Source organism: Snodgrassella sp. ESL0324 (genome assembly GCF_013344955.1).
In the GTDB taxonomy this organism is placed as follows: domain Bacteria; phylum Pseudomonadota; class Gammaproteobacteria; order Burkholderiales; family Neisseriaceae; genus Snodgrassella; species Snodgrassella alvi.
Window position 1 is genome coordinate 26,593 of the sequence record NZ_JAAEDS010000015.1, and the last position, 26,393, is coordinate 52,985.

Sequence of the window (26,393 nt, forward strand, 5' to 3'; positions counted from 1 at the left end):
CCATGGCCGGCTTAACTTGCATCTGCATCTTTCTCTACGAAAAACGTTACTGGCTTTTTTAATTCTTTTATTCCGCATATAGGATTAACCCATACAGGCTGCTTTGAATACTGAGCCTTTAATGCATACAGAGGTACGATCAGGCTGTTAAATATTACGATAGCAATATCCAGCAGCCATGAAAGGTAATATCTATGGTGTATTTCCGAATTTTCAAAATTTGGATTGATGTATATAGGGCAAAACAAAAACCAGCCGGTGTGCGTAAAGTCAACTCTTTTAAATTCCATTTTTCTACCTCAGTTCATTTGTATCAGATTATTTGCATTCAATAGCAGTTGCGTCCTTAGTACGCCCTCTGCGTGATACAGGTGCGCAGTTTCTACATCCAGTATCGTTGTTCTTCTATCTGCCTCATCATGGCAGGCACTGCATGCGTATGCGCCTAATAGATCACTGGGTTTAATTCCGGTACCGCAACTGCCTGCCAACCTGTAATGAGCGAAAACCACTGTTTCAGGATTGCCGTTACAAATACCAGGCATGCGCACCTGACATTGCTGCCCTTGTGCTGATCGGGTGATTTTGCTCATGATTAATTCCCTAAAGATAAAAGCTGATCAATAGCCTGCTGTGCTTCATCTTTACTGGAGAAGCGGTTGCATAAAATCATGTTCCAGCAAACAGTGAAACAGGCTTTATAAAAGGCGTTAAACTGGTCCTGATCCATACTGGCAAAACTGATTGATTTAGGCTCTTTCACCACACCAGCCGGTGTTACGCAAATATTAAAATATCCGGCTTCAATAGTTAGCCAGCGACGAAATGAATTAATGTCTTTGTCTATAACAGGTAGTTTTTCAGCGCGCTTTTTAGCCAGTAAGTTAAGTGCTTCCTCTGCGGCTTTAACAATAATGCCTTTATTACCGGCAAACTTATCCAGCCTCTTAGTTATCCACAGCACCACATCCCGTTCTTTAGGGCTGATAACTCCGCCTGCCGGTTGCCAGTAATCAAAAGCCAAAGGCAGTAAGCCGCCAAAGAATAAACGGTGATGAGGCAGGCTCCGGTCTTTTTGTCTTGTTACTTGTATCTTTACCGCTTGGCCAACCTTAACTTTTTTGAGACTATCGGCATCAATTGCTGTAACTGGCCGCAAGCTGTTATCAACTGCCTTAACTGCTACTAATTCCATGATTAAAATTCCTCAATGCTCCAGCCTCCGCCGTTCTTCTTGGCTTGGCGTTTTACCGCAATAAATTTAAGCGGGTACATATCAGCGGCTACTTTAATTTTTACCCTTGCATCATCCTGCCAGAAGCCTTTTACTTCGTGTATTTCCATAGTGCCGTCACTGCGCATAACGCAATAATCCGGCGTGTAAAAGGTGTTATCTGCCAGCCTGAGTTTTACGCCTTCAAACCGGTACCAGCTTAATGATCCGTCCTGCATAGCTGGTTTTAATACTTCCAGCTCATATGCCTGCTCTGTTTTGTTTTTTTGTCCGGTTTTTAATCTTCCAAGTGCGTAAAAATTTTTTGACATCTTTTCTCCAGTATTTATTTTTCCAGTTTCTTAATTTACGTATCTCTGCTTCTATGTATTTCAAGCTTATATCGATTTCCGCGAGGGCACAGACTTCTTGAAAACCTCTACTCCTGAAATAACCCATTTCCAGCCTGACTGCCCTATCCAGATCTCTGGAATCGCCTATAGCTTCAGTAGCATCCTGCAATGCCTGAATAATGACCATTCCCCATAAGGCTCTGCATGCGTGATATTGTTCATAAGGGGATTCAACATAATCATCCGGCTGCTTATCCATGCTGCCTCCTGACATACTTACTCCGCTTATTATTTCGGGCTTCCCACTCTTCGCGCTTTATTCTCAGGTCTTCGGCTATAGGCTCAAATTTGTTGTTTGCACATTCTCTGCGACCGGGGAAATAGTGCCATTTTTCATCATGAGCACAAATGCCAAATCCGAGTGCCGCCATTTCGTGGGGGACATATTCGCCTTTGTTATTTTTTTCTCTCAGTATCCAGTGACGGCAAGCTATACAGGTATTTTCAGACACGATGTGATCTCCTGTTAATTCAGCGCGCATTTTTGCGTTATTAAATTAAGCAGATTTCCTAACCGGGCTTTGCCCTCTTCTTTTTGTTTATCGGTTAGAAGATTTCCGGCTTCAATATTCATGCGCTCTTCGCCTGCCGGCAGTAAAGCCAAGGCATAATCGTTTGTAATTTTCCCTGTTGCCGCCGCTTCTGTGACCAGTTGTGCTAACTGTTCTTTATCAAGCCCTGCGCTAACGTACCAGTCTGGCTGTATACCTTTTGCTTTCTTCTCACTGACGATGCGCTCATATGCGGTTTTGAACGCAAGCCCTGCACGGTATTTGTCCCCTATGTTGAATAATGCTGATGCGCTTTCTGCTGCATGCATAGCTGTGTGAGTTGTTAGGATAGACAGGTGTTCGTTTTCCCAGCCTGCAACCAAGGTGTTAAATGCTTCTTCTGCGGATTGCCAGCCTTCGTCTACGCGATCCAGTATTGCTGCCAGTGTTAATCTGCCTTTTAGCTCTCGTCGACAGCGTTCTAGTGCGATTAAAACTTTATCCAGCGGATAAGCCAGCAGGTCTTCAGCCATCACAAGCATAGCGTTATCAGATAATTGCGTGCCAGTTAGTTCGGCGGTCACGGCAATTGCCTGCATGATTTTTTCATCATTCATTACGCCACCCCTTTTGCTCGCAGTTTGGCTAGCGCGCTCCTGGCAGCCTCATAATTGCTTTGCGTGCTCTCAGTTTGCCTAGCCTTGATTTGCGTCATCTGCTCACCCCTCTGCATGTCCGTCAACACCTGCTGATAGGATTTGAGTAAACATCCAAATTCATGCCGGCATTGCACAAACCAGCTCCCGTTGTGCGATAGAAAATATTCAGCCAGCGATGGCGCAACCTCTTTGCCAACGTACCTAACCAGCATTGCGACCTGCCCACGGGTTTTTTGATTAGCGGCTGGTAGCACCCCGTACCGATTGCGATAGGCTCTTGCGTATGATTCCCAACAAACAACATTATCAGGGTTAGCTTGCGATTTTTTCTGCGCTGTTTTCTTTTGCGGCAACTCTGCCTGTGACGCGGGTGTAACCCCGTCACTAATATCTGATGGTTCTAATTGATGGTTAATTGATGGTTCTTCTTTAAAGGAATGTGCAGAATTTGCACATAACTCTGTCGTATTTTGCACATTGGCAGGTGCAGAATTTGCATGTGCAAAATTTGCATGTGCAGATTCTGCATGTGCAGAATTTTCACATTGGCTTTTATAATTATTCAAATTGATTGTGTATGAGTTACTCTGTCTGCTACCAGATTTTTGCCTGCGTTCAGACGTTAAAATACCGCAGCTTTCAAGCCGCTTAATTTGATTAATTACAGAGCGGTAACTCATGCTGCATTTGCTTGCCAGAAATGCCTGGCTTGGATAGCAAACGCCATCATCATTCGCATGGTCGCACAAGGCTAATAAAACCAGTTTTTCACCTTGCGATAAATCCAGTTCCCATGCCTTGGACATTAATTTAATACTCATATTTCACCTTAATTTAAGCTAACCAGTGAATAACGTGCGTATCGTTTCCCTGATATGTCATCTTTTATGATTAATGAATTAATGACATAGCCTTTCTGTCGTAAATCGTAGATACGCGCACCCAGTCTCAGGCAATTGAATTTGCGCATGGCTTCTAAGGGCGTTAAAGCGTTTCCTGCCTGTAGGTATTTCAGGATTTGTTCTGATTGGGAATCCATTATTAATCCTTTTTAATCAGCCAATTCAGGCCAGAACTTGGCGTAATCTAACGGGCGCAAATCTTTTCTTGTTACTTGTCCGCTGGTGTATTTCTCAATGATTACAGCCTGTTTAGGAGGAACAGCCTTTTTCCCGTTTGCTATCATCGCTATAAATCCAGGGCTTATATTTAAAGCTCTCGCCATCTTGCTACTTCGTCCACGTTCTTTGGAAAGATAGGCTTTAAGTTCCATTTATATACCTCATAGTCTAATATAAATATACTATAGATTAAAATAATAATGAATTTTTTAAACAAAGTAAACTAAAGGTTTAAATAAAAGAAAAATAAACTTATAGATGTTTATCAATGGTAAACAATGTATAATTTACTCTTTGGATTAAATGGATTACCAATGGATAATAGAACTAAACGACTTTTATATTTAATTGAAAGGGATTTTGGGGGGAGCCAGACTAAATTTGCACAAGCAATAAATAGATCAAATGCTCAAGTAAATGCTCTAGTAAAAGAACGCAAGCCAATTGGAGATGCATTGGCGTTAAATATTGAGAGAACACTTGAACTTGGTATTGGCTGGTTTGATATTCCTATAACAAAAATCAATGACCAAGAAACGCAAATTAAAAATGCAGGTGATTCAAACAATATAGATAATATTCAGTCGTCTATCGGATTAATTGAATCAGCTGATGCAACTATCCTGTTAAATAAAAATGAAGTTGAATTACCCTTTTATACTGATATTCGACTTAAAGCTAATAATGGCTTTGCAGAAGATATTCAGAATTACAACAATCAAAAATTGCGGTTTTCGCGTCTTGTACTTAGCAAAAATAATATTAATCCGTCTTATGCTATTTGTATTTTAGCAGATGGCAACAGCATGGAGCCTGCAATTCCTAATGGTGCGACTGTTGGCATAAATTGCGAGGATAAAATCCTTCGCGATGATATGCTGTACGCTATAAATCATAATGGACTTTTGAAAATTAGAATTTTAAGAAAAAAATCCAGTAACAGTGTTTTACTCCAAAGTTATAACACTAACGCTTATCCTGATGAAGAAGTTAACTTGGAAGATATCAGTATAATTGGCCGTATTTTTTGGTGGTCTGCATTTATTTAGTTAACTGTTATTAATTTTTGTATCACCTCGAAAATAAACTTATTGTATACGTATTTTCACCATATTAGTTTTTATACTCCGCTCTCTGACATGATCAAGAAAGCAATTCAGTGAAAACAATACAGGAAACATATGCAGAGCGGCTGGAAATGCTGGTGCAAAGATACGGGCAAACTAAGTTGGCAGAGGTTATTAATTCACATGCTGTTTTAATACAAGACTGGATTAATAGTTTAAAAACAGGTGACGAAAATAAGATATCCTGGCATCAGGTAACAAAGGCAATCAGACAAATTGAACAATTGCTAGGTTTGGAGTGCGGGTGGTTTGATCAGCCGGTAAAGGAAGGTGAGTTTATTAAATATTCAATTCAATCAGGACTCACCAAAACACCTGCTTATCAGGTCAAGCAAGAGCATAGTGCAGCAGAGTCCGTACAATTTCGGTTACTAGATACTGAAAAGCACTTACTTAGTAAATCCTCGGATATCAATAACCAGAGCATTAAACTCGTAGACATAAACCGAAATTGGGCAGTTACACATCTTGGTTTGAAACTAGATGATATTGCTCTTGTTACGGTTTTTGGCGATAACATGTTTCCTACACTGAATGAAAGCGATGTTTTATTTGTAGATACTTCAATAAAAGAATTTATAAATGATGGCGTATATCTGTTATCAGGTTCATCAAATATCAGGATAAGAAGATTACAAATGGTTTTCGACGAAATACATATTATCAATGATAATGATAAATACTCGAATCAAAAAATAGCAGTTAAAGATAAAGCAAATTTACAAGTATTAGCTAAAGTAAAAAGGGTTTGGTCATTGCGCCGCTTCTAAAATATCTCTTTCTCAAAAAAGTGCATCCAAAAAGGTTGCACTTTTTTTTATATACCTAAAATTAATCCATAAGTTAAATTAATCATAGAAATCAATTAAATAAAACTTAATTTGTGAAAAATTAACCACAGTATTTTCTTAAATAGTAGCAAATCTGGTACAAAATCAATGTAAAAATTTAAACCTTTAGACTATTTTCTATTGCACTTTTATTAACCTTAGGTATAATTAAACCATTGAACAAACACAGACACCGATGACCTCAGTATGAAAAAGAACTGGGGAAAGGAAGCAAAAGGAAATACAGGCTAGGTCGCCACGCTTCATAAGTTGATAGCAAAATGTATTGTTTATTGATCTTTTAATGAGTTTAAAAATCGTAGCGCATTTATCAATAGTAAGTGCGCTTTAGTTTTTAAACTCGTAGCAGTCATTTTAAACACTGCTATCACTTAGATATATTTGAAAGGAGTTGGTTATGTTGGAAGTTACTGAGTGGTCTGAGGAACAAATTAAATATCCGGTTGGTCGCAAAGGCCGCCTAACTGGAGTTGTTGTTATTTTCTTTTCTGAACAACATGGAATAGTTATTGATTGTGGTCCGGATTATGCAATAGAACAAGGTAAAGCTTACTTTACTGAGTTATCTTGTAACAATCGTGAAGAATGGGAACAGGTCGATATTAAAATCACAGGCTAAGACAATACCATTATCAATAATACAAAATCACACTAAGCAATCCAGTAAAGCCCAAAAATCGCAGCGCATTCAATTAGTAAATTGAGTGCGTTTTAGTTTTTGAGCTTATAAAAATCAAAGGAGTAAGAAAAATGTTACAAGCTTACAGTAATGGAAATATCACCAACCCAGAACCTGTCGGATACCGAAAAATGATGCAGTATGAAGAAGCCTTGCAAAGAGCAAGCGACGAAGCCGAAGAAAAGAAACAAGAAATACTGGAAAAGCTTGAAGACGATAAACTGATAGATATTGCAGCGGAAGCTTTTGGTGAATTGTATAGCACAAAATATTCTGATGAAGCGGACAAGCTTACAAATGAAATAGTTAAGGCACTTGTATTGGGCTGCCATAAAGATATGACAGTAAGAGAACTATTAAGCAATCTGTCATTAGAAGCAGAAAAAATAGTAACTGATTATGTTTTAACGCATGCTAATTAAATCAAAAGCCAGCCAAAACGCTGGTTTTTTTATTGGAGAATAAAAATGGATAAAGCTAATACAGATATTAAATTTTATAAGCTTAGTAACGGTGAAATTTTTATCGGTTATTTCTACTACCTAGAAAAATATCTTAAAGATAATGATTGTTCATGCTTGGAAGAGCTTAACCCAGAAACAGAATTAGAATGCGATGACGGAACTAAAACGAAACTATCAACATTAGCAATAAAGTACAACGGGCAAATTTATCCTAAGCAAGTCCTTTACTGGGAAATATAAGTATAAATTTGAAAACTTTGTACGGTTTTAATTTTGAACTTAGGCTAATCAATCCAAGCACATTTAAACAAGTGTGCTTGTGTGGATTAGTAGACATGCCAGCATTAGCTGGTTTTTTTATTAGCTATAGAGGTGATATATGTTTGCTGTATATGGAAAATCATTACAAAAAGAAAGAACCAGAAAGTATAGATGTTGCAAATACAAAATATCAGATGAAACTGCAATGCGGGCGTTTAAGAAAGATACTGGGGCGTATAAGATATCTCCAGAGTTTTCATCTGAAGAACAGTGTTTAGAGTTTATTGAATTAGCAAAATCGGACCCAGAGGTCAGGTGTTTATACATTGCTAAATTAGACAGAGTGAAAAACGAAAAAGGCCAAGTCATTATCAATGAAAAAACAGACAAACCAAAAATGAAATACTTCCGATTTAAAGGTATCCCTACTCAATAAATTAAACCATGTAACAGCAACAACGAGGGAGTTGTACATGATTAAAAATTCTATAACTGCATTTATTGCAGTTTTTTTAATGTCTGCTTCTCTTTCAGTGTCCCCTGCTTTGTCTGATAAGGAGCAATTAGAGATGCAACGCAGTTATACAGCCAGACAGATGCAGCAGAAAGAGTACCAGGCAGATCTGGAAGTAAAACGGATAGCTGATGCATATGCGCGCATGAGTGATAGCGAGCGCATGAAAGGTGATGCAGAGCTTAAATAATTTTAGGTAATGGTCGTTGATATTCCTGCCCAGCTAAAAGCTGGCTTTATTATTGCGAGAAAACAATATGAATAATCCATATTTTAAACAGTTAAGTTTGTATATTCTAAACAAAGACAAAATGCCGGATTTAGCAATACTGGCAGAAAAATTACAAGAAGTCGCTTTTGTGCCATGCATGGGATTGGATTGGGATAGTGTTGGTTTCTCCAATCCTGTACCGTTTGGCTCAAATATAGTGTTTCCAGCACAGAATACATGGCGCATTGCGTTAAAAAAAGAAGAAAAAGTATTACCGGCAGCTGTGGTGCGGGATATTCTTGACGAAAAAATTAATGAGATTCGTGAAACTGAGGGACGGAATGTCGGGCGTAAGGAGAAGATAGAACTGAAAGAAACTATCACCGATGATTTGTTGCCGCGCGCTTTTACCAAAAGCAGTAAAACTGAAGCTATTATCGATGCTAAGTATGGATTTTTACTGATTAATCAGGCCAGTAGTGTTCGCGCTGAAATACTGCTCACGAAATTACGTGAGGCACTAGGCGGACTGGAGGCGAAGCAGCCACGCACTCAGCAATCTCCTGGCAATCTGATAACCGAATGGTTATTACGAGGTAGCGCGGCAGGACATTTTGAGCTGGACTGTGATTGTGAACTTATGGGATTCGGTGATGCTGCGCCGGTGGTTAGGATTAGCCGTCATGATTTAACCGTTGAAGAAATTAACCATTTACTCAGAAGCGGCAAAATTGTTACTCAGCTAGGTTTAAGTTGGCGGGATCGAGTACGTTTTGTTCTCACACAGAATTTCACTCTAAAACGCATTCAGTTTCTGGATGTAATACAAGAAGAGGCAGCATCACAGGGAGATGATATAGAAAGCCTCACGTTTGCTTCACAAATATTGATGGCAGAGGCATTAAGCGAGCTAATTACAGAATTAATCGATCATTTAGGTGGCTTAATCCCAGAATAAATTATCAGAAATTTTAACCAGTCCTAAAGCCTATTTATTAATGGGCTTTAATTTATGGAGCTTTAAAATGAGTACACAATTAGTTGCATTAGCAAATAATTTAGCTAAATCACTTGATTTAGCAGACGGACAAGGCTTGATTGAAACATTGAAAAAAACAGCCTTTAAAGGCGCAGTAACTGATGAACAAATGGCTGCATTATTGATTGTCGCTAATCAATATAAATTAAATCCATGGACTTCTGAAATCTATGCATTCCCCAGTAACGGTGGCATTACTCCGGTTGTGGGTGTAGATGGATGGGCTCGTATTATTAATGCTAATCCACAATTTGACGGGATGGATTTTGAACAAGATACAGAAAGCTGTACATGCCGCATTTACCGCAAAGATCGTACACACCCTGTTTCTGTCACAGAATTCATGGACGAGTGTAAACGCAATACGCAGCCTTGGAAATCACACCCAAAAAGAATGTTACGGCATAAAGCGATGATTCAGGCAGCACGTTTGGCTTTCGGCTTTGCCGGTATTTATGATGAAGACGAAGCAGAAAGAATCAAGGATGCCAAAGAAGGTGTTAAACCTGATGAGCTAAACCCATTCAGGGGCGATATAGATAATCCGGATCGGGATAAATTGATTAAAGAGGCTGAAATTATTGCACAAAAAGGTGATATCGATTTACTCCGTAATCATTTTAAATCATTAGATAAAGCATCGCGAAATATCATAGGCAGCGATGAAATGCTTCGTCTTTCAAATATCGCAAAAGAAATTGCTGATCAAACAATTGAGGCGGATGCAGTGGAGGTTAATGATGGAACAACGAACTGATGAATGGTTTGAAGCCCGCCTTGGTAAAGTAACAGCCAGTCGGATTTATGATGTTCTAAGTAAAACCAAATCCGGTTACAGTGCTACACGTAAAAACTATATGGCTCAATTAATATGCGAACGCCTAACAGGTAACAGAGAAGAGAGCTTTAAAACTGCAGCTATGCAAAGAGGTAACGACATTGAGCCAAAAGCACGTGCAAGATATATGCTGGAAACTGGTGAGCTAGTTGAGGAAACAGGATTTATTAATCACCCTACTATCAATATGTCCGGTGCTTCACCTGATGGTTTAGTCGGAGAAGACGGGCTTATTGAAATCAAATGTCCTAACACTGCAACACATTTGGAATTTTTACGTACCAAAAAACCCAAACCTGAATATTTATTACAAATGTTCTGGCAAATGGCTTGTACAGGCCGGAAATGGTGTGATTTTGTTTCATATGATGACAGACTTAAGGAACATTTATCTTTTCAGATGGTGCGCATCTATCGTGATGATGAACGAATTAAGGAAATTGAAGAAGAAGTTCAAAAATTTTTGCATGAACTTGATGAACAAATTGCTGAGCTGGATATTGTTATGGAGGCATAAATGTCAGTTAACAAGGTAATTCTGGTTGGTCGCCTTGGGCGCGACCCTGAAACACGATATATGCCCAATGGCGACGCTATAACGAATTTCTCGCTAGCTACTGATGAACAGTGGCGTGACCGTAATGGAGAACGACAGACACGTGCTGAATGGCATAACGTATCCCTGTACGGCAAACTGGGAGAAGTAGCTAACCAGTACCTGAGAAAAGGTAGCCAAGTGTTTATTGAGGGCAAAATTCAGAGCCGTAAATATACCGGTAACGATGGTATCGAACGCACTGCATACAATATTATCGGCAATGAAATGAGAATGCTGGGCAATCGTAATGATGGTTTCGATTCTGGCAATAATAACGCTGCACCGCCTACATCGAACCCACCACCAGCGGCACCACGCCGGCAACCACCTCAACATGAATCAACAACCGCGCCAATAGATGATATTGATGACGATATTCCGTTTTGATTAAAAAAATAAGTTGATCAAAATCAAAAAGATTAAACCCTTTAAATACTAAAATATTTAAAGGGTTTTTGTATACTCCAAGCAATGTGATTGTAATATTATAAATATATAAATTTTATTATTATGAAAAAAATCCTTTTTTTATTATTGCTTCCAATTACCTGTTTCGCACAAAGTGAAATAAGTAATTTTTGGGAATATGGCGATGGCTCTCGGGGAATTAGTACCGTTATAAATGATCAAGATGATTCATATATGATAATTAAAGATAAAATAGAGGGTTCTTTTGTTCCAATTTTATATCTTAATCCTGATGGTACTTTCTATTCAACGACCACTTCTGAATGTGGTAACGATTGTTTTTATCATTCGAGCGGTACCTTTAAAAAAATTGATGAAACACATATACAATTACAAATTAAAGAATCCGGGCAAGCGGGTTTGTGTCGGGGTGGAAGTATAACCAATACAGAACCACGAGATTTGGGTATTTTTGAAATTAAAACTTATGAAGATAGATATATTTTAATAAAAATAAATAGTAAATAAAAAAATATTTACAAATAAAAACAGTAATTTAGTTACTATTGTTATGGATGATTCAGCTACTGCTCCTGTAGATGATATCGATGACGATATTCCGTTTTAAACAATACGGATAAGACATAGCCAGCACCTAGCTGGCTTTTATTTTTGAAGGATTCATAGATGGATATTGATAATGAAAAAGAGCGAATTGCAGAGAAATTAATTAATGAGGAAGAATTAACGAGATCAGAAATTATCTTTTTACTTGAAAATTTTAAGGAAGTTAGTAAGCGGGAAATTAATGAAAATTATACCTATCACACTATTACTGCCTCTATTTTAGAAGTAGGTGAAGATTTATATTATGAAGTAGCTTGGCGTTTTTCAAGATGGAAGCGCATTCCGCATGAGTTTCATTCACAACCTATCAGAGTTAAAAAGGCTCAGGAAAAAGCAGACGTTTACAAACCTTATGATGATTAACTATTAAATTGAAACTAGCTACTAAATAGTAGCTTTTTTATTGGAGAATTAAAATGGATACTGAACTTGAATATATATGTTTACGGTCATCTTACCTTGTTGGTCAAGCCTATTATCGTTTAGATTTAACCAATAAGCTTGGTTACGATGAAATTACATGGCTTAACTCCCCAGAAAATCTCAGAGATGCATCTCTGAATGTTGTATTTTCTGAAATAAGAGAAGTACAACGGGTTAACCAGTTAATTATTAATCATCTTTATTCAAATAAAGAGGAATTTAATTTTATAACAGAGGAGCCAAAAGATGGCGAATACGTCTGGGTTAGTGACCTTCTTAGTCCCGAGTTTGTGAGCCTTATTAAATATGATTCATCTTGGAATCCGCATAGACAACTATTTAAAAATCATCTTGTATTTGTAACCGAAGATTTAGCAGTCAAAGCTTCTAAAAGCATAATACAAATTCTAAGGAGAGAGGCAGCAAGAAAGCGTTTTAAACCTCTTACTAAAGCACCACAGGATGGCACCACTGTATACTTGGCTGATGTTACATCGAAATATGGATATAAATCTATTGTTTACACTAAAGAATTTGAACATTTATTAAATTATAGGCTTTTATACCCTGATATATATGAAGCTATACAGGCAAGTACAGCAATGAGGCAATTAATTAACCCGCCAATACCAGATACGACGAAAAAACCTGAACCAGACAAACAATAACTAGCCAGCTAACCGCTGGCTAGTTAATTCTAACGAAAAGGAAGAAAACATGTAAATTAGTGCGGGACCGGAATTCCGCCTTTTTCTAGCTTGAAACATATAAATATTTATATTAATCAATATATTAAATCTAAAATATACCGGACCACTTCCGGATTTTTTTATATCTATAACATGGAGTAAACAATGGAAACAAATAGACAAACTGTTATCTTATTCAGAACAAAAAATACCAATTATACTTATGACACATTATACGATTATGTATTTGATTCAGAAGCTGGGAATATTCTTGAGGCTGTTGAATTCGATGGATTTACAAAATTCCCTCTCTCAGCGACGGATATTATTGATGAGGCGGACAGGTATTTATATGAAGAGGGTTACATTGATGAAGAGAATTACTATACAGAGCGCATAACCCCAGAAGCAATGGAAGTATTACAAAAAGTCTTAGATTTAATAGCTAAAAACCACAACAACGACAATTTGCTCATAAATGGACGTACTGTACATACTCCAATAGCCATACTGCCGGAAGATATAGATTACTTTAATGAAACTAAAAGAATTAGTGAGCGTTTAAGAGAATGGCTTAACCAAGTACTTAAAAGCAGTCAAAAAACCCTAGTCGCTGAATAGCGGCTTTTTTAATGGAGATTACTATGAATAACGATTATCTAGATAACCAAGATAAATATATGTATGGTGTTTGTCGTAGGGATGAAAAAGATGTATATGAAAATACCTATTACAACACAATAGCTGATGCATTATCTGCAATGCCTTTTTCAGAAAAAGATTCACCATCAGAAGTAAAAATTGCAGTTTGTGAACGGGGGGACTTGTTCAAGCCAAGCGAATGCAACGCTTTTGATGAAGATGCGATAACGGATTTACTAGATCAATCTGATGAGATGTTAAGCCCTGATTTTAAAGATGCTGAATTGTTTGATTTAACAGATGAAGAAATCCAAGAATTAAGAAAACTAATTAACGATTTCTTAGATCAGAAAATTGATACGACCGGTTATTATAGGGTAGGAAAATTTATCGAAGTAATAACCTTAACCAGAGAACAATATACAAAATATCTATGAACCAAGCCGCTAAAAGCGGCTTTTTAATTAAGCATTATTAATGAACACGTCCCAGCAATAGCTGGTTTTTTATTAGCAGGTGACAAAATGCAAACTACACAAAATGATATAAGTGATTTTTTTACTACACTTTTAAACAAGATAGACATGCTCATTAATGCCCAGAATGATAATAGCAATTTATGGAATGCAGATAGATGCGCACAATATTTTTCCTGTTCAGTTGGTCACTTCAAAAGCCGCATTGCCTGTAAACCTGATTTTCCGCCACCTGTTAAAGTTAATAAAACCGCCTACTCTCTATGGATTCCTACAGAGGTAAAGGCTTATGCTAAGCGTAAGCAATTAATCAAGTAAATCCGCCAGATTAGCTGCGTCTGGAGCATAATATGTATTAAGCAGAATCTTTATATCTCTATGCCCGGAAATTTTGGCTAAATCCATTACATTAACCTTTTTCGACATTCTAGTTAATGCCTCGCGCCGAGAATCATGAAAATGTAAATCTGAAATTCCGCAAGAATCACGGGCGCGCCGAAATAACGTACTTAATGAATCAGCACTAAGGTCAAACACAGATAGCAAATTAACAGATTGAAGTTGATAAAGTAGCTTTATTGCTTTTTTGGATAGCGGGACATCGCGAGAATAACCATTCTTTGTCACCTCCAAATGCGCAACTCGTCGACTAAAATCTATATCATCCCAGACCAGACTGCATAACTCGTTTGCGCGCATAGCTGTTTCAATTGCAAACAAGAAAGCCAATGCAACACGCTGTATTGTTAATTTTGGCGGCGTATCTTCGTCATACATGCACCACATACAGATACGGTTTATTTCTTCCTCTGTTGGTCGCCGGGTGCGTGGCTTGTTTGAGGGCGGACGGGTTATTTTAGTTACCGGATTATCATTGATCAGATTCCACTCTTTCATCGCATATTTAAATACACTAGAAATAGTGGTTAATTCGCGAGCAACGCTGGGAGATTGAACCTGCTTCAGACGATCATCACGCCATTGGGCAATGTGAACGGGCATAAGCTCCGAAGCAAGAACATTGGCTAAATCTGTTTTTAAAACTCTATTTAGTCTAAGCGTCTCACTTCTGCTTCCGCGCTTGGAGGGCGTTACTTCTTGCAGATAGCGTCTGATGAGGTCGCCGACTGTAATATTTTTAGGAGTAAGTCCTAGGCGGCGGTTATTGATATCTGATTCAGCTTGCGCCGCCCACTCTCGCGCCTCTGCTTTAGAAGAAAACGTTTTAGTTATTTCTTTGCCTTTAAGGCGAACACGTGCTGTAAATTTTTGCCCACGTTTGAAGATAGAAGCCATAGAATTAAAGAAACTGAATAAAGAGGGCGTACCATAACCCAAAACAGTGACGTTTGAAAGTTGCTATATAGAAAAAGGGTATTGTCACAAATTTGTCACAATACCCTTGTAAGTTATTATTTCTAATAACATATATGGTGCCGACAACGAGACTCGAACTCGTACGACCTGAGGTCACCACCCCCTCAAGATGGCGTGTCTACCAATTTCACCATGTCGGCAATTAACTGTAAAAACTGTTTATTCCGGTATCAGCGGTTTTTGTACCGGTTTTGCCGGTACGGCTGGCGCACTGGCAGGTGTGGCTGCCGGTACTACTACCTGTTGCTTCGGTTTCACATTACTAAAATCCAGCCCGCTGTGCCGGTGTGTGGAAATATAGCCTAAGGCTAAACAGGTAACAAAGAATACAGTAGCAGCAATTGCTGTACTGCGACTGAGGAAATTTGCATTGCCGGCTGCACCAAAAACACCCTGAGCACTACCGGAACCAAATGCCGCGCCCGCATCAGCACCTTTGCCCTGCTGCATCAGCACCAGCACAATAACACTCAGCGCCGCAAAAATATTCACGATTAAAATAAGGGTTTTAAATGCTTCCATGATATCAACTTTTATCAAGCAGGCGCATATGCAGCCTGAATAATAGCGGCAAAACTGTCAGCCTGCAATGAGGCACCGCCAACCAGAGCACCGTCAACATGTGACACAGCCAGAATTTCAGCCGCGTTGCCCGCATTGACACTACCGCCATAAAGGACGCGGATTTTAACATCTTTACCACATAAAGACAAGATTTGCCGGTAAATTAACTCATGCATGGCGGCAATCTGTTCTGTAACCGGAACTTTCCCCGTCCCTATTGCCCATACCGGCTCATATGCCACCACCACTTCACTCAGACCCGCCTCTGCCAGCAATGACAACTGTGCAGCTACTACCTGCTCTTCCTGTCCGGCTTCCCGTTCGGCAAGTGTTTCGCCTACACACAAAATAGGCAGCAATCCTGCTGCAATACTGTTCTGCATCTTTTCCAGCAGAATAGTATTATCTTCCTGAAAATACTGTCTGCGCTCCGAGTGTCCGACCAGCACAAACTGTGCTCCGACATCAGCCAGCATCTGTGCACTTACTTCACCGGTAAAAGCACCATTAACAGCAAACCGGCTGACATCTTCCGCACCTACAGCCAGTGCTGTATTGGCAGCAAATTCTTTGATACCGGCAAGATAAACATTCGGGGCGGCAATACCACAATATACCTGTGCCGCAGCTGCGTTTACAGGTTGAAGCAATTCTTGCAGCAGCGTGCGGTTAGTTGCATTACTGCCGTTCATTTTCCAATTGCCTATTACCCACTTTTGCTGCCACATATATTTTCCCTTAAGACAAATAACATGCCAAACCTGAGCGTATGGCTATGACAGAAAGCTATTATTCATGCCATAAATTAGCTTCAGCTTTAAAATGGCGGCATTGTAACGGAAAATTACCATTTGTGCCTTGTCATTACTCAGAATTAAGCACATGTTTAACTGCAACTATATACATTTAACCCAAGGTAAATATTGTCTTAACTTCATCAAAATAATTCTGTTGACCAGATTTATTCTTTATATCTTCTAATAGAAAGAAAATAATAGAAAACAGCCATAAGGAAATCTACTTATCTGCAAAAAAACAGATAAAAACAAATTAAAAACAATTATCTTATATCGTATTGAATAAATAGCCGTATGATTTTTTCCATACCAGAAAAAGCATCAGACATGATTCTGTCAGACTACCTTTAATCTGAACAGCAGAATTGATTAACCAATACCCTACTGCCGCACCGTAAATAGTTTTATAATTCACTTAAACTATATTCGTATACAATAGCCTAATAACAGAGCATATTGCTTTTCTGAACCTACTTACTATTCCACCCGCCCGGCGGGTATCAGCATTTCGGAGCAGACATGGATTTCAATACCGCCCGCTATAACATGGTTGAGCAGCAAATCCGTCCTTGGGACGTATTAGATTTTGATTTACTGGATGTCCTGTCCGACATTCCGCGTGAACGTTTTGTCCTGCCACAGCAGCAGGAAGTAGCCTATACAGATCAGGCTCTCGGGCTGGCTAACGGTGGCAAAATGCTTGAACCCAAAGTCGTAGCCAGAATGATTCAGGCACTGAAACTTAATCTGACCGATACTGTAGTAGAAATCGGCACAGGTTCCGGCTATGCTACAGCCATACTGGCAAAAATGGCCGGTAAAGTAATCAGTGTTGATATTGATGCTGAACAACAACAGCGCGCCCAGTTAATACTTAGCGATATGGACTATACTAATATCAGCTATAAAACCTGTGATGGATTGGCGGACAAACTCCCCGGTGCACCATTCAGTGCCATTTATGTTGGTGGTTCATTACCAAAACTACCTGATTTATTACTGGATCAGCTGGCAGAGGATGGGCGCATGGTTGCTATTATCGGTGAAGCACCGGTAATGCGTGCTATTTTATTTGAACGCCAGAATAATCAGCTTAAAGAAACTGTTTTATTTGAAACTGTAGCACCAGCTCTACATAGCTTAGAAATACCTGCACCAAGTCAGTTTAAATTCTGAACAAGCTTTAATTCAAAATAAGCAGCACAATTTATCATTTTGAAAATTGTGCTGCTATCAGAAAATTCTTTTTTTTAAGACAATATACACCTGACAGGCTATCAATAATCATCCGCAAACTTTAATTAATATCAGTATTTAACAGATAAATTTATTTTTTATTTTTTTGTCTGATACTACTTTAAATAGCAATCCCGGCAACCATAAGCCGGTATATTGAAAAACAGCAACACATTGTTTTAAAAACTGTAAAATAAAAAAGATATTCCGAAATTTCGAATACTTATTTCATTGCTCTGGTAATATTTAAAATAATTTTATCTTCAGGAGCAGAATCATGCCTTATCAAACTCGTGCAGATTTACCGGCAGCAGTAAAACAGGCATTGCCTGAACATGCACAGGATATTTTCAAAGAAGCTTTTAATCACGCAATTCAGGAATATCAGGATCCGAAAAAACGCCGTGATAACAGCGATGCCGAAACCATTGCATATAAAGTTGCGTGGGCGGCAGTAGAAAAAACTTACCATAAAGGTAAAGATGGCAAGTGGCAGCCGAAATAATCTATGAGATTGCCTTAATACCACCAGCAATAATCTGCAAAAGTAAACGACAAAAAAGCAGCGCAAACCTGTATTTAAGGCAATCAATTTGTTGACTCTATTTTAATTACACTGTCGGGATGCAGGTGTAAGTCTCTTTTCCAAAGCATAGTGTGTATATCAAATGATAATTATAAGAACACATTGCGTTTACCATCCTGCCCGCTAGACTTTTTCCTGCTAGATAAAGCACTAGTCAATATTACATTTTATGTATCAAACCAAAACCTGCTTTGGTCTTATCCTCTTTCAGTTATCGTCTGATTACTATCAACCATCACTAGAACTATAGTGATTATATATATGCCATTTAACAAAACATTGTCGTAATTAGCGCGGTATAGGCATTACTTTCCTCTAAAACCACATACTGAGACAGTGAATTTCTTATTAGAAATAGGACATACTAAAAAGTCAGACAGAATAAACTGAAAAGAGATAAAACCATGATGGAGTTTCAAGATGGTTTGTCAGAAACTTTCAAATGAAGATTTTTATCACCATTTTAGCAAGAGCTTTAAATTATGAATGCTGACTCAGTTTAAGACAAAAAACAAACGGAAGATTTTTGATTAAGCAATATAATCGTAATAATCTAAACGCTTAAATTACTCTTACTATAGTAAGAGAATATATTAAGGTAGATAACTTATCCAATTTTATGGTTGAATACGTACGAATAGAATCTCAGAAATAAATCAGTTTCTATAATTTAAACCATAAATGACATTTCACACATCAGTTTATAATATGAGTATCCAAACATTGAACGCTGTTCAATTGCAGCAATGGCAACAGCAAAATCAGGATTTTGTCTTACTTGACGTTCGGGAAGATAATGAAGTTCAGTATGCAGCCATACCCGGCTCTATACATATTCCGATGAATATGATTCCCTTACGCCAGAATGAATTACCGGATGATAAACCCATCGTCTTATATTGCCACCTTGGTATGCGCAGCATGCAGGTAGCTTTATATCTGCAGGAAGCTGGCTTTGAAAATCTCTATAACCTCAACGGCGGTATCAATGCATGGTCACATGATGTAGATGCAAGTGTACCAACCTATTAATTATCAGCATTGACAATTTAAATTGAAAAGCTCCTTAATTCACGGAGCTTTTTTTGGCACAGTAAAATTCTAATCATCATCAGAATACATAGTAATTACTGTTTTTTACTCCTCTTACCCTGTGACAATACCACACCACTTAGTGTCAGCAATGTACCCACAGCAGCAATTAAGTTAAATGGTTCTTTCAAAATAAGTACCGCACTGATTATTGTAATAATAGGAACTAAATAAATATAAATACTGATTTTAACAGCCCCGACTAACTTAACCGCATAATTCCATGAAACAAAGCAGATTGCAGAAGCACCTACTCCTAGAAACAGGATATTAAGCATATTAACCGGCTTGTAAAAACGTACCAGTCCCCATTCAAAATTAAATAAATACAATGCAGGCAACATCAGAATCAAGCCATAAAAAAAGAAGCGTCTGGTCAGTAAAATAATATTGCAATCAAAACTGCTGCTTTTTTTGGTTAAAATCGAATAACCAGCCCAGAACAGACAGGCTACAACTGCCAGAAAATCACCGAGCGGATTCAGAGAGAGAACAAACTTACCATTAAAACTAATTAAGACCACACCAAAAACTGCCAGCAGACAGCCAATATAAAAACGCAGAGAAGGTGTTTCTGCTTTTAAAAAGAACATCGCTAAAATGGCGGTAAATACCGGAGCCAGACTGGCGATTACACCCACATTAGAAGCTGTTGTATAAGTTAATGCAATATTCTCACATAAAAAATAGCAGGTGACTCCACAAAAACCGGCAGCCATAAACAAAAGCTCTTTCCTGATGCCCTGCCAGCTCAAAAAATGAGGAGCCAGAATCCACAGAGTAAAGTAACCCAGCATAAATCGGAAAAATAGAATTTCTATAGGTTTGAATTCTGTCAGTAAAACCTTGGTGGAAATATAGGTTGTTCCCCAGATAAATATCGTAAACAACGCAATCAAATGCCCTTGGGCTTTTTTTGACACTAGCATGAAAAATCTCTCTATTTAGACAAATCAAATACCATCAGAATTTTTTTATCCAGAACAGTTTGAACTTTTATTGATATTAAATTAAATAATTAATAAATTTTTTCCGGTAAGGCAAATGGTTCAGAATGTATTACTCAATGTCTTTGTAACAATATGATAAATAATTATGAATACATTATGATAGCAACAATTATAATTTGATGATTAAAGAATGTAACAGGTTATTTAAAATCAAATATCTTTATCAACAAAAATAATTGATACACATAAAATTTAAGGGCTTTTAGTAAAACTAAAAGCCCTTAAAAAAATTCTGGTGCACCCAACAGGGATCGAACCTGTGACCTCCGGCTTCGGAAACCGACACTCTTCCAACTGAGCTATGGATGCTGATAAATATTAAGAGTGGCAGATTTTAGCCCAAATCAGACAGTTTGGCAAAAGCAATCTATACCCATATAACATAAAAATTATCCTCTGCCTGTTTCTAAAAAGCAACCATATGAAATTAAATATTTTATTCATATTTTTATTCATACTGGTAATAATCACACAAAATGAGAGATTAATTGCAGTAAATTTGGCATACGTAAAATTTTTGTGCTATGTTTAATAACTTTGGTGCATTAAATTTTGTTTTATAACAAAGAAATATTCCTACAGACAGCTGTCAGGTCTGTTTAACAGGCCACATATATGTATTCTGATTCATGTTCATTTATCCGTCCTCTTCCTGCCAGTACTGCACTGGATATTATTGGTGATGTGCATGGGGAGTGGGAAGCTTTACAGCAATTATTGCACTTTCTCGGTTATGATGAGAACGGACGGCATAAACATGGCAGAAAACTGGTATTTGTCGGCGATTTATGTGATCGCGGACCGGATAGTCCGGCTGTACTAGACTGGGTAATTCAAGCAGTCGCAGCTGAAAATGCATTTACCATTATTGGCAATCATGAACTGAATTTATTGATTGATGATCCTAAAGACGGTTCGGGCTGGTATTTTGACAACCGTCCGCAGGACGAAACACGTTTTGCACCATGGCAGCATTATCCGAAAGACAAGCGCAGGCAACTACAGGAAACCATGGCACAATGGCCATTGATTCTGCAACGCGACGATTTACGCATTGTTCATGCCGCATGGCTGCCGGAAAGCATTGATAAACTGATTCATTGTGGTGAAAAATCTCTGATTAAACAGTATCACTACTGGGAGAGCCGTTTTTTTGATGATTTCCGTCAGACTGAATGGTACGAATCTTATATACAGGAAACACAGCAGCTAAAAACAGAACTGGAAGATGAAAACTACACCATGCCATTTCAGCCCGGTGTTGCTCATTATGATTTATTACGTAGCTGCCATAATCCCATACGTGCACTGACCAGCGGTATTCAGGCTTTAACTCAGCAACCATTTTATATAAACGGCCGCTGGCGATTCACGGTAAGAAAACCGTGGTGGCAGCAATATACTGATCCGGTGGCGGTAATTATCGGGCATTACTGGCGCAGCTGGTATGGTACAGCAGGCGTGGCCGAACATCGCAAAGATCTGTTTCCGGAACCGCCGACTCACTGGCTGGGTAAGCAGCAACAGGTATTCTGTGTGGATTTTTCCATAGGTGCCCGCTGGCGCGAGCGCAAAAATGCCATCTTACCGGCAGACAGCCGGATGCATCTGGCCGCATTGCGCTGGCCGGAAAATCTCATCATGTTAAATAGTGGTAAATACTGCCCTGCTGAACGCAATCGCTGAATAATCCTGCCAGTCAGCAATACATTTGTTATAATGAATGTTTTTACAGCAAAACAGTATATGCAAAAAGGATAATAACTCCGGCAAATGCTGTTTATACATTAATCTGCAATCCACTTTGGTATAGCACACTGGACATTGTTTCAGATGGTGCCGTTGCATCATTATGCCGGTATCAGAGTAATGAATGTATGCCGGATACTGCCATACATTCATGTATACCAGAGATTATTTACTCAATACCAGAATGACAGACGCCAACTCCTCTTCCAATCAAGTTAAACGCCATCTGAAAACCCGCCATCTGTCAATGATTGCCATTGGCGGCAGTATTGGTACGGGATTATTCATGGCCAGCGGCAGTGCCATTCACGATGCCGGGCCGGGAGGAGCACTGCTCGCCTATATGGCTATCGGGGTTATGGTGTATTTCCTGATGACCTCGCTCGGGGAAATGGCAACTTATCTGCCTACCTCCGGTTCCTTCTCTACCTATGCCGCCCGTTTTGTGGATCCGTCACTGGGATTTGCATTGGGCTGGAACTACTGGTTTAACTGGGTGATTACCGTTGCAGCCGATATTTCCATAGCTTCATTGGTCATTACCTACTGGGAACCATTGCGCTTTATGCCGGCATGGAGCTGGAGTCTGCTGTTTTTTTCTCTCGTGTTTCTGCTGAATATTTTATCTGTACGGGCCTACGGCGAATCAGAATACTGGTTTGCTCTGATTAAAGTAGTTACGGTAATTGTGTTTCTGGGCGTGGGTGTACTGACTATTTTCGGTATTCTTGGCGGTCAGTATATAGGCTTAAGTAATTTCACTATCGGCGATGCACCGATTCTCGGACATGGCTGGTCGGGCGGATTTTTTACCGTACTCGGTGTATTTCTGATTGCCGGTTTCTCATTTCAGGGAACAGAACTTATCGGTATTACTGCCGGTGAGTCAGAAAACCCGCAGGAAAGTATTCCCAAAGCAATCAAACAGGTTTTCTGGCGCATTCTGATTTTTTATATTCTGGCCATGCTGGTAATTGGTCTGCTTATTCCTTATAACAGCGATGCTCTGCTTGGTGCAGATGTGGATCAGGTTGCAAAATCGCCCTTTACACTGGTATTTGAGCGTGCCGGTCTGGCTTTTGCCGCAGCCATAATGAACACTGTGATTCTGACTTCTATTCTTTCTGCCGGCAATTCCGGTCTTTATGCATCTACCCGTATGTTGTATGCAATGGGTAAAGACGGCATGGCTCACCGCACTTTTGCTGAAGTAAACCGTCGCGGTGTACCTGTACTGGCACTGCTGGCAACAGCAATTGTCGTACTGGCTATTTTCCTGCTGGAAAGTGTCGATGAAGGTGCATACGAATACATTGTTGCGGCATCCGGTCTTACCGGTTTTATTGCCTGGCTGGGTATTGCCATCAGCCACTATCGTTTCCGGCGTGCTTTTGTGCGGCAGGGTAATGATGTGAATTCTCTGGTTTATCGTGCCAAATGGTTTCCGTTCGGCCCCATTTTGGCGCTTTTACTGTGTATTCTGGTGATAATCGGACAGGATAGTCAGTTACTATTGCATGGTGATTTTAAATGGCAGCGCTTTGCCATCACCTATATGGGGCTGCCGGTATTCGCAGCATTCTATCTGTATCACAAGTTACGCTACCATACTCGCAAAGTACCTCTCGACCAGGTGAATCTCAGCAAACATATCGATTAAAACCGGTATTTACATTAATCATACAGACTACAGGCAGCCACAACTGGCTGCCTGCTGCATTTTCAGCTAACATTAAGCCCGTTGATTTATCATTTATTGCAGTCAGAATCTCATGCTTACCTATACCCCCGCAAAATCCGGCAGTTCACCTCACATGAACAAAAAACGTTCATGGCTGCTGCTGTTACTGGTATTTGTGTGGCTGTGGCCGGGTGTACTGCATCATGATTTATGGACACCGGGTGAACCTTATCTGTTTACTACCGTCAGTCAGTGGCAAACTTCAAACTGGGCAGTTCCGACTATTTTTGGTGAGATAAACTGGGAAGCTTCTCCGTTATATACATGGCTGGCAGTCTTATGTCAGCACTTATTCAGCCCGAAACAGATGGATGTCTATGAAGCCACCCGTCTTACCAATGTTATCCTTATAGTACTCACGTTTTCCTGTATTGGCGGTTCTGCGCGAGAATTTCTCGGGCGAGGCTACGGCCGGATTGCGGTACTGATTTTATTAGGATGTACCGGTCTGCTGATACCGGCACACTTTATTAACGACAGCATGATTCTCTGTCTTGGTGCATCCATGTGCTGGTATGGTTTTGCGCTGGCGGAACGGCGTATTATGATGGCCAGCATGATGCTCGGCGGCGGTCTGGCAGTTCTGTCTTTAACCGGCAGTTTACTCTGGCCACTATTGCTGATTCTGATCGCATTCAGTCTGCTGCTGCATTCGAAATGGCAAAGCCGGCGCTACCATCTGGTATTACTCATCTCCCTGCTCTGTGCTTTACCGCTGATGCTGATCTGGCCACTGGCCTTACATCAGACCGCTGCCAATATATTCAATTTGTGGTGGCAATACCATGCCCTCGCACCATTCGGCGGTTTCCGCCATTTTGAGGCACATTTCTCACTTGGGTATTACCTGAAAAATCTTATCTGGTTTGCTTTCCCTGCATGGCCATTAGCCATCTGGACAGCCACACGCTGCAAACTGAACAATCTGCGCTGGGGTATTCTCGGTATTATCTGGCTGAGCCTGTCTCTGCTTGTATTTGCTCTGCTGCCACAGCAATATCAGGATTTATTAGTATTTCTCCTGCCACCGCTGGCTGTATTAGGAGCAGCACAGCTGGATGCTCTGCGTCGCAACGCCATAGCATTTCTCAACTGGTTCGGCATTATGGCTTTCGGCTTTCTGGCTGTATTTCTCTGGCTGGGCTTTATTGCCATGAATTACGGCTGGCCGGCCAAACTGGCCGAACGTGCAGTTTATTTCAGCCCGTACTACCGCTACGATGTAAACTACTTTCCGGTAATTGTTGCCTGCGTACTGACACCATTATGGCTATGGGCCATTACCCGCCAGCATATCCGCGGCAGACAGGCAGTCACTAACTGGGCTGCCGGCGTATTACTGGTGTGGTCACTGCTGCTTACTCTGTTCTTACCATGGCTGGATGCAGCCAAATCCGCCCGGCCGGTTGTCCAGCAAATGCAAAACAGTCTGAGCGAAGAACAACAACAGGCTTTTATTAATATGCATGACTGCATCAGTGTTAACCAGAATAGCTTTAGCATGCGTATTGCATGGCAGCAATATAGCTGGATTCCTCTGCTGCCGGATAATCCGCACTGTAACTATCGTCTAATCAGCAGAGACTCCAAAACCACTCCGCCGCCTGAATGGCATGAAATCTGGTCTGGTGCCCGTCCGCGTGAAAAAAACAACATCATCGCCTTGTGGGTTAAATCCACTGCAACAAAGGAATAACAATTATGAATACTCCAGTAGAGCAACAAACCAGTCTGCCGGCCACACCCGCCAACGTCGATGCCGGCGAAATCGACAAATTCAGCCAGCTGGCACATAAGTGGTGGGATAAAGAGAGCGAGTTTAAACCTCTGCATGACATTAATCCCTTGCGGCTCAGTTTTATTGATAGTTATGCCCGGCTGGCCGGTAAAGATATACTGGATGTAGGCTGCGGCGGCGGAATTCTGAGCGAAGCCATGGCAAAAGCCGGTGCCAGCAGCGTTACTGGTATCGATTTAGCCAAAAAATCCCTGAAAATCGCCCAGTTACACGCTATGCAGGAACATGTCGGCAACGTAAGCTACCGTATGGTCAGTGTAGAAGATTTAGCCGCAGAAATGCCGGCCGGCTTCGGAGCAGTTACCTGTATGGAGATGCTGGAACATGTACCCGATCCGGGCAGTGTAGTGCATGCCTGCGCACAATTAGTTGAACCTGGCGGCGTAGTTTGTTTTTCCACTATCAACCGCAATATCAAATCATATATGCAAGCCATCTTTGCAGCAGAATACATCTTGCAACTGATGCCGCATGGCACCCATGATCACCGCAAATTCATCACACCGGCAGAACTGGCACGCCTGTGTCGTCAGGCTGGTCTGGAATGGCTGGGTAGCAGTGGCTTTACCTACAACCCGTTAACCAGACGCTATCACCTTACCGACAGTCTGGATGTCAATTACATGATTGCCTGCCGCCGTCCTTTAGATTAATAACAGCCTGTTTAAAAAGCCGGTATCATAACCAGATACCGGCTGC

General features: G+C 40.0%; 38 protein-coding genes and 2 tRNA genes. 24 read left to right on the forward strand and 16 right to left on the reverse strand.

Annotation, left to right across the window (positions count from 1 at the left end; translation table 11 throughout):
• Positions 1–11: 11 nt before the first annotated feature.
• From GYY70_RS09780 to GYY70_RS09825, 10 genes are read right to left on the reverse strand one after another with little or no spacing between them, the layout of a single operon-like run.
• Positions 12–290: a hypothetical protein gene (locus GYY70_RS09780; RefSeq protein ID WP_174832229.1), complete on the reverse strand. Its 279-nt coding sequence runs from the start codon at positions 288–290 to the stop codon at positions 12–14.
• 9 nt (positions 291–299) lie between these two features.
• Complete coding sequence (locus tag GYY70_RS09785; protein WP_174832230.1) at positions 300–593, reverse strand: DUF1364 domain-containing protein; 294 nt, start codon at positions 591–593, stop codon at positions 300–302.
• 2 nt (positions 594–595) lie between these two features.
• Positions 596–1,195, reverse strand: a complete 600-nt coding sequence (locus GYY70_RS09790; RefSeq protein WP_174832231.1) for a DUF1367 family protein — start codon at positions 1,193–1,195, stop codon at positions 596–598.
• A 2-nt stretch (positions 1,196–1,197) separates the two neighbouring features.
• Positions 1,198–1,545: a DUF1064 domain-containing protein gene (locus GYY70_RS09795; protein WP_174832232.1), complete on the reverse strand. Its 348-nt coding sequence runs from the start codon at positions 1,543–1,545 to the stop codon at positions 1,198–1,200.
• Positions 1,475–1,825 carry a hypothetical protein gene (locus GYY70_RS09800; RefSeq protein ID WP_174832233.1) on the reverse strand — a complete coding sequence of 117 codons (351 nt, stop codon included), beginning with the start codon at positions 1,823–1,825 and terminating at the stop codon, positions 1,475–1,477. Before GYY70_RS09800 ends, GYY70_RS09795 begins: the two co-directional genes overlap by 71 nt.
• The gene (locus GYY70_RS09805) at positions 1,818–2,078 is read right to left on the reverse strand and encodes a hypothetical protein (RefSeq protein ID WP_174832234.1); all 261 of its coding nucleotides are present in this window, start codon (positions 2,076–2,078) and stop codon (positions 1,818–1,820) included. The genes GYY70_RS09800 and GYY70_RS09805 overlap by 8 nt, the downstream gene beginning before the upstream one ends.
• Positions 2,079–2,092: 14 nt before the next feature.
• Positions 2,093–2,734 (reverse strand): hypothetical protein, encoded by a 642-nt coding sequence (locus GYY70_RS09810; RefSeq protein WP_174832235.1) that lies wholly within the window; start codon positions 2,732–2,734, stop codon positions 2,093–2,095.
• Positions 2,734–3,582: a helix-turn-helix domain-containing protein gene (locus GYY70_RS09815; protein ID WP_174832236.1), complete on the reverse strand. Its 849-nt coding sequence runs from the start codon at positions 3,580–3,582 to the stop codon at positions 2,734–2,736. Before GYY70_RS09815 ends, GYY70_RS09810 begins: the two co-directional genes overlap by 1 nt.
• A gap of 23 nt (positions 3,583–3,605) precedes the next feature.
• Positions 3,606–3,815 carry a helix-turn-helix domain-containing protein gene (locus tag GYY70_RS09820; RefSeq protein ID WP_174832237.1) on the reverse strand — a complete coding sequence of 70 codons (210 nt, stop codon included), beginning with the start codon at positions 3,813–3,815 and terminating at the stop codon, positions 3,606–3,608.
• Positions 3,816–3,827: 12 nt separating this feature from the next.
• Positions 3,828–4,049, reverse strand: coding sequence for a YdaS family helix-turn-helix protein (locus GYY70_RS09825; RefSeq protein ID WP_174832238.1), 222 nt, complete (start codon positions 4,047–4,049; stop codon positions 3,828–3,830).
• Between the two features lie 162 nt (positions 4,050–4,211).
• On the opposite strand from GYY70_RS09825, the gene GYY70_RS09830 reads away from it, so the two are divergent.
• The 17 genes from GYY70_RS09830 to GYY70_RS09910 all read left to right on the forward strand — a co-directional run bounded on the left by GYY70_RS09830 (position 4,212) and on the right by GYY70_RS09910 (position 14,062).
• The gene (locus GYY70_RS09830) at positions 4,212–4,946 is read left to right on the forward strand and encodes a S24 family peptidase (protein ID WP_174832239.1); all 735 of its coding nucleotides are present in this window, start codon (positions 4,212–4,214) and stop codon (positions 4,944–4,946) included.
• 110 nt (positions 4,947–5,056) lie between these two features.
• Positions 5,057–5,794, forward strand: a complete 738-nt coding sequence (locus GYY70_RS12240) for a helix-turn-helix transcriptional regulator (RefSeq protein ID WP_174832240.1) — start codon at positions 5,057–5,059, stop codon at positions 5,792–5,794.
• A 478-nt stretch (positions 5,795–6,272) separates the two neighbouring features.
• Positions 6,273–6,494 (forward strand): hypothetical protein, encoded by a 222-nt coding sequence (locus tag GYY70_RS09840; RefSeq protein ID WP_174832241.1) that lies wholly within the window; start codon positions 6,273–6,275, stop codon positions 6,492–6,494.
• A 131-nt stretch (positions 6,495–6,625) separates the two neighbouring features.
• The gene (locus GYY70_RS09845; protein ID WP_174832242.1) at positions 6,626–6,976 is read left to right on the forward strand and encodes a hypothetical protein; all 351 of its coding nucleotides are present in this window, start codon (positions 6,626–6,628) and stop codon (positions 6,974–6,976) included.
• A 45-nt stretch (positions 6,977–7,021) separates the two neighbouring features.
• Positions 7,022–7,258, forward strand: coding sequence for a hypothetical protein (locus GYY70_RS09850; RefSeq protein WP_174832243.1), 237 nt, complete (start codon positions 7,022–7,024; stop codon positions 7,256–7,258).
• A gap of 139 nt (positions 7,259–7,397) precedes the next feature.
• Entirely contained in the window at positions 7,398–7,715 is a 318-nt protein-coding gene (locus GYY70_RS09855; protein WP_174832244.1) for a hypothetical protein, read from the forward strand.
• A 37-nt stretch (positions 7,716–7,752) separates the two neighbouring features.
• Positions 7,753–7,983, forward strand: coding sequence for a hypothetical protein (locus tag GYY70_RS09860; protein ID WP_174832245.1), 231 nt, complete (start codon positions 7,753–7,755; stop codon positions 7,981–7,983).
• A gap of 67 nt (positions 7,984–8,050) precedes the next feature.
• Positions 8,051–8,962 (forward strand): recombination-associated protein RdgC, encoded by a 912-nt coding sequence (locus GYY70_RS09865; RefSeq protein WP_174832246.1) that lies wholly within the window; start codon positions 8,051–8,053, stop codon positions 8,960–8,962.
• A gap of 67 nt (positions 8,963–9,029) precedes the next feature.
• Positions 9,030–9,800 (forward strand): phage recombination protein Bet, encoded by a 771-nt coding sequence (gene bet / locus GYY70_RS09870; RefSeq protein ID WP_084548102.1) that lies wholly within the window; start codon positions 9,030–9,032, stop codon positions 9,798–9,800.
• A complete protein-coding gene (locus GYY70_RS09875; protein WP_202984467.1) occupies positions 9,784–10,398 on the forward strand; it encodes a lambda exonuclease family protein in 615 nt (204 codons plus the stop codon). Before bet ends, GYY70_RS09875 begins: the two co-directional genes overlap by 17 nt.
• On the forward strand, positions 10,399–10,866 hold the full coding sequence (locus GYY70_RS09880; protein ID WP_174832248.1) for a single-stranded DNA-binding protein: 468 nt from the start codon (positions 10,399–10,401) through the stop codon (positions 10,864–10,866). It begins immediately after the preceding gene.
• A gap of 123 nt (positions 10,867–10,989) precedes the next feature.
• The gene (locus tag GYY70_RS09885) at positions 10,990–11,415 is read left to right on the forward strand and encodes a hypothetical protein (protein ID WP_174832249.1); all 426 of its coding nucleotides are present in this window, start codon (positions 10,990–10,992) and stop codon (positions 11,413–11,415) included.
• 159 nt (positions 11,416–11,574) lie between these two features.
• Entirely contained in the window at positions 11,575–11,877 is a 303-nt protein-coding gene (locus GYY70_RS09890; RefSeq protein WP_174832250.1) for a hypothetical protein, read from the forward strand.
• A 53-nt stretch (positions 11,878–11,930) separates the two neighbouring features.
• Positions 11,931–12,605 (forward strand): hypothetical protein, encoded by a 675-nt coding sequence (locus GYY70_RS09895; RefSeq protein WP_174832251.1) that lies wholly within the window; start codon positions 11,931–11,933, stop codon positions 12,603–12,605.
• 186 nt (positions 12,606–12,791) lie between these two features.
• The gene (locus GYY70_RS09900; RefSeq protein WP_084548097.1) at positions 12,792–13,247 is read left to right on the forward strand and encodes a hypothetical protein; all 456 of its coding nucleotides are present in this window, start codon (positions 12,792–12,794) and stop codon (positions 13,245–13,247) included.
• 23 nt (positions 13,248–13,270) lie between these two features.
• Positions 13,271–13,705 carry a hypothetical protein gene (locus GYY70_RS09905; RefSeq protein WP_174832252.1) on the forward strand — a complete coding sequence of 145 codons (435 nt, stop codon included), beginning with the start codon at positions 13,271–13,273 and terminating at the stop codon, positions 13,703–13,705.
• Positions 13,706–13,792: 87 nt separating this feature from the next.
• The gene (locus GYY70_RS09910) at positions 13,793–14,062 is read left to right on the forward strand and encodes a hypothetical protein (RefSeq protein ID WP_084552645.1); all 270 of its coding nucleotides are present in this window, start codon (positions 13,793–13,795) and stop codon (positions 14,060–14,062) included.
• Here the strand turns inward: GYY70_RS09910 and GYY70_RS09915 are convergent.
• From GYY70_RS09915 to tpiA, 4 genes are all read right to left on the reverse strand, one after another.
• Positions 14,051–15,082, reverse strand: a complete 1,032-nt coding sequence (locus GYY70_RS09915) for a site-specific integrase (RefSeq protein ID WP_238791922.1) — start codon at positions 15,080–15,082, stop codon at positions 14,051–14,053. The genes GYY70_RS09910 and GYY70_RS09915 overlap by 12 nt on opposite strands.
• 93 nt (positions 15,083–15,175) lie before the next feature.
• A tRNA-Leu gene (locus GYY70_RS09920) sits at positions 15,176–15,261 on the reverse strand.
• Between the two features lie 19 nt (positions 15,262–15,280).
• Complete coding sequence (gene secG, locus GYY70_RS09925) at positions 15,281–15,643, reverse strand: preprotein translocase subunit SecG (protein ID WP_174832253.1); 363 nt, start codon at positions 15,641–15,643, stop codon at positions 15,281–15,283.
• A 14-nt stretch (positions 15,644–15,657) separates the two neighbouring features.
• The gene (tpiA, locus tag GYY70_RS09930; RefSeq protein ID WP_174832254.1) at positions 15,658–16,413 is read right to left on the reverse strand and encodes a triose-phosphate isomerase; all 756 of its coding nucleotides are present in this window, start codon (positions 16,411–16,413) and stop codon (positions 15,658–15,660) included.
• Between the two features lie 588 nt (positions 16,414–17,001).
• On the opposite strand from tpiA, the gene GYY70_RS09935 reads away from it, so the two are divergent.
• The 3 genes from GYY70_RS09935 to GYY70_RS09945 all read left to right on the forward strand — a co-directional run bounded on the left by GYY70_RS09935 (position 17,002) and on the right by GYY70_RS09945 (position 19,336).
• Positions 17,002–17,658: a protein-L-isoaspartate O-methyltransferase gene (locus GYY70_RS09935; RefSeq protein ID WP_174832255.1), complete on the forward strand. Its 657-nt coding sequence runs from the start codon at positions 17,002–17,004 to the stop codon at positions 17,656–17,658.
• Positions 17,659–17,995: 337 nt separating this feature from the next.
• A complete protein-coding gene (locus tag GYY70_RS09940; RefSeq protein WP_025331461.1) occupies positions 17,996–18,223 on the forward strand; it encodes a ChaB family protein in 228 nt (75 codons plus the stop codon).
• A 789-nt stretch (positions 18,224–19,012) separates the two neighbouring features.
• A complete protein-coding gene (locus GYY70_RS09945; protein WP_041880359.1) occupies positions 19,013–19,336 on the forward strand; it encodes a rhodanese-like domain-containing protein in 324 nt (107 codons plus the stop codon).
• A gap of 95 nt (positions 19,337–19,431) precedes the next feature.
• Here the strand turns inward: GYY70_RS09945 and GYY70_RS09950 are convergent, their stop codons facing one another.
• Entirely contained in the window at positions 19,432–20,325 is an 894-nt protein-coding gene (locus GYY70_RS09950) for a DMT family transporter (protein ID WP_174832256.1), read from the reverse strand.
• 314 nt (positions 20,326–20,639) lie between these two features.
• Positions 20,640–20,715 (reverse strand) — tRNA-Arg (locus tag GYY70_RS09955).
• Between the two features lie 306 nt (positions 20,716–21,021).
• Here GYY70_RS09955 and GYY70_RS09960 point away from each other — a divergent pair.
• The 4 genes from GYY70_RS09960 to ubiG all read left to right on the forward strand — a co-directional run bounded on the left by GYY70_RS09960 (position 21,022) and on the right by ubiG (position 26,347).
• On the forward strand, positions 21,022–22,092 hold the full coding sequence (locus GYY70_RS09960) for a metallophosphoesterase (RefSeq protein ID WP_174832257.1): 1,071 nt from the start codon (positions 21,022–21,024) through the stop codon (positions 22,090–22,092).
• A gap of 310 nt (positions 22,093–22,402) precedes the next feature.
• The gene (locus GYY70_RS09965; protein WP_370521211.1) at positions 22,403–23,815 is read left to right on the forward strand and encodes an amino acid permease; all 1,413 of its coding nucleotides are present in this window, start codon (positions 22,403–22,405) and stop codon (positions 23,813–23,815) included.
• 154 nt (positions 23,816–23,969) lie between these two features.
• Positions 23,970–25,592, forward strand: a complete 1,623-nt coding sequence (locus tag GYY70_RS09970; protein WP_238791927.1) for a glycosyltransferase family 39 protein — start codon at positions 23,970–23,972, stop codon at positions 25,590–25,592.
• 5 nt (positions 25,593–25,597) lie between these two features.
• Positions 25,598–26,347, forward strand: a complete 750-nt coding sequence (gene ubiG, locus GYY70_RS09975) for a bifunctional 2-polyprenyl-6-hydroxyphenol methylase/3-demethylubiquinol 3-O-methyltransferase UbiG (protein WP_174832259.1) — start codon at positions 25,598–25,600, stop codon at positions 26,345–26,347.
• Positions 26,348–26,393: the final 46 nt, after the last annotated feature.

Excerpts from the sequence above, each read along its gene's own strand:
- GYY70_RS09960 (WP_174832257.1), top strand. The coding sequence starts at position 21,022 with ATGTATTCTGATTCATGTTCATTTATCCGTCCTCTTCCTGCCAGTACT.
- GYY70_RS09820 (WP_174832237.1), bottom strand. The coding sequence starts at position 3,815 with ATGGATTCCCAATCAGAACAAATCCTGAAATACCTACAGGCAGGAAAC.
- GYY70_RS09905 (WP_174832252.1), top strand. The coding sequence starts at position 13,271 with ATGAATAACGATTATCTAGATAACCAAGATAAATATATGTATGGTGTT.
- GYY70_RS09880 (WP_174832248.1), top strand. The coding sequence starts at position 10,399 with ATGTCAGTTAACAAGGTAATTCTGGTTGGTCGCCTTGGGCGCGACCCT.
- GYY70_RS09785 (WP_174832230.1), bottom strand. The coding sequence starts at position 593 with ATGAGCAAAATCACCCGATCAGCACAAGGGCAGCAATGTCAGGTGCGC.
- GYY70_RS09800 (WP_174832233.1), bottom strand. The coding sequence starts at position 1,825 with ATGGATAAGCAGCCGGATGATTATGTTGAATCCCCTTATGAACAATAT.
- GYY70_RS09895 (WP_174832251.1), top strand. The coding sequence starts at position 11,931 with ATGGATACTGAACTTGAATATATATGTTTACGGTCATCTTACCTTGTT.
- GYY70_RS09970 (WP_238791927.1), top strand. The coding sequence starts at position 23,970 with ATGAACAAAAAACGTTCATGGCTGCTGCTGTTACTGGTATTTGTGTGG.
- GYY70_RS09830 (WP_174832239.1), top strand. The coding sequence starts at position 4,212 with ATGGATAATAGAACTAAACGACTTTTATATTTAATTGAAAGGGATTTT.
- GYY70_RS09950 (WP_174832256.1), bottom strand. The coding sequence starts at position 20,325 with ATGCTAGTGTCAAAAAAAGCCCAAGGGCATTTGATTGCGTTGTTTACG.
- GYY70_RS09850 (WP_174832243.1), top strand. The coding sequence starts at position 7,022 with ATGGATAAAGCTAATACAGATATTAAATTTTATAAGCTTAGTAACGGT.
- GYY70_RS09860 (WP_174832245.1), top strand. The coding sequence starts at position 7,753 with ATGATTAAAAATTCTATAACTGCATTTATTGCAGTTTTTTTAATGTCT.
- GYY70_RS09790 (WP_174832231.1), bottom strand. The coding sequence starts at position 1,195 with ATGGAATTAGTAGCAGTTAAGGCAGTTGATAACAGCTTGCGGCCAGTT.
- GYY70_RS09780 (WP_174832229.1), bottom strand. The coding sequence starts at position 290 with ATGGAATTTAAAAGAGTTGACTTTACGCACACCGGCTGGTTTTTGTTT.
- GYY70_RS09855 (WP_174832244.1), top strand. The coding sequence starts at position 7,398 with ATGTTTGCTGTATATGGAAAATCATTACAAAAAGAAAGAACCAGAAAG.
- GYY70_RS09945 (WP_041880359.1), top strand. The coding sequence starts at position 19,013 with ATGAGTATCCAAACATTGAACGCTGTTCAATTGCAGCAATGGCAACAG.
- GYY70_RS09875 (WP_202984467.1), top strand. The coding sequence starts at position 9,784 with ATGGAACAACGAACTGATGAATGGTTTGAAGCCCGCCTTGGTAAAGTA.
- ubiG (WP_174832259.1), top strand. The coding sequence starts at position 25,598 with ATGAATACTCCAGTAGAGCAACAAACCAGTCTGCCGGCCACACCCGCC.
- GYY70_RS09825 (WP_174832238.1), bottom strand. The coding sequence starts at position 4,049 with ATGGAACTTAAAGCCTATCTTTCCAAAGAACGTGGACGAAGTAGCAAG.
- GYY70_RS09845 (WP_174832242.1), top strand. The coding sequence starts at position 6,626 with ATGTTACAAGCTTACAGTAATGGAAATATCACCAACCCAGAACCTGTC.
- GYY70_RS09795 (WP_174832232.1), bottom strand. The coding sequence starts at position 1,545 with ATGTCAAAAAATTTTTACGCACTTGGAAGATTAAAAACCGGACAAAAA.
- secG (WP_174832253.1), bottom strand. The coding sequence starts at position 15,643 with ATGGAAGCATTTAAAACCCTTATTTTAATCGTGAATATTTTTGCGGCG.
- GYY70_RS09965 (WP_370521211.1), top strand. The coding sequence starts at position 22,403 with ATGATTGCCATTGGCGGCAGTATTGGTACGGGATTATTCATGGCCAGC.
- GYY70_RS09940 (WP_025331461.1), top strand. The coding sequence starts at position 17,996 with ATGCCTTATCAAACTCGTGCAGATTTACCGGCAGCAGTAAAACAGGCA.
- GYY70_RS09810 (WP_174832235.1), bottom strand. The coding sequence starts at position 2,734 with ATGAATGATGAAAAAATCATGCAGGCAATTGCCGTGACCGCCGAACTA.
- GYY70_RS09935 (WP_174832255.1), top strand. The coding sequence starts at position 17,002 with ATGGATTTCAATACCGCCCGCTATAACATGGTTGAGCAGCAAATCCGT.
- GYY70_RS09815 (WP_174832236.1), bottom strand. The coding sequence starts at position 3,582 with ATGTCCAAGGCATGGGAACTGGATTTATCGCAAGGTGAAAAACTGGTT.
- GYY70_RS09900 (WP_084548097.1), top strand. The coding sequence starts at position 12,792 with ATGGAAACAAATAGACAAACTGTTATCTTATTCAGAACAAAAAATACC.
- GYY70_RS09840 (WP_174832241.1), top strand. The coding sequence starts at position 6,273 with ATGTTGGAAGTTACTGAGTGGTCTGAGGAACAAATTAAATATCCGGTT.
- bet (WP_084548102.1), top strand. The coding sequence starts at position 9,030 with ATGAGTACACAATTAGTTGCATTAGCAAATAATTTAGCTAAATCACTT.
- GYY70_RS09885 (WP_174832249.1), top strand. The coding sequence starts at position 10,990 with ATGAAAAAAATCCTTTTTTTATTATTGCTTCCAATTACCTGTTTCGCA.
- GYY70_RS09910 (WP_084552645.1), top strand. The coding sequence starts at position 13,793 with ATGCAAACTACACAAAATGATATAAGTGATTTTTTTACTACACTTTTA.
- GYY70_RS09890 (WP_174832250.1), top strand. The coding sequence starts at position 11,575 with ATGGATATTGATAATGAAAAAGAGCGAATTGCAGAGAAATTAATTAAT.
- tpiA (WP_174832254.1), bottom strand. The coding sequence starts at position 16,413 with ATGTGGCAGCAAAAGTGGGTAATAGGCAATTGGAAAATGAACGGCAGT.
- GYY70_RS09865 (WP_174832246.1), top strand. The coding sequence starts at position 8,051 with ATGAATAATCCATATTTTAAACAGTTAAGTTTGTATATTCTAAACAAA.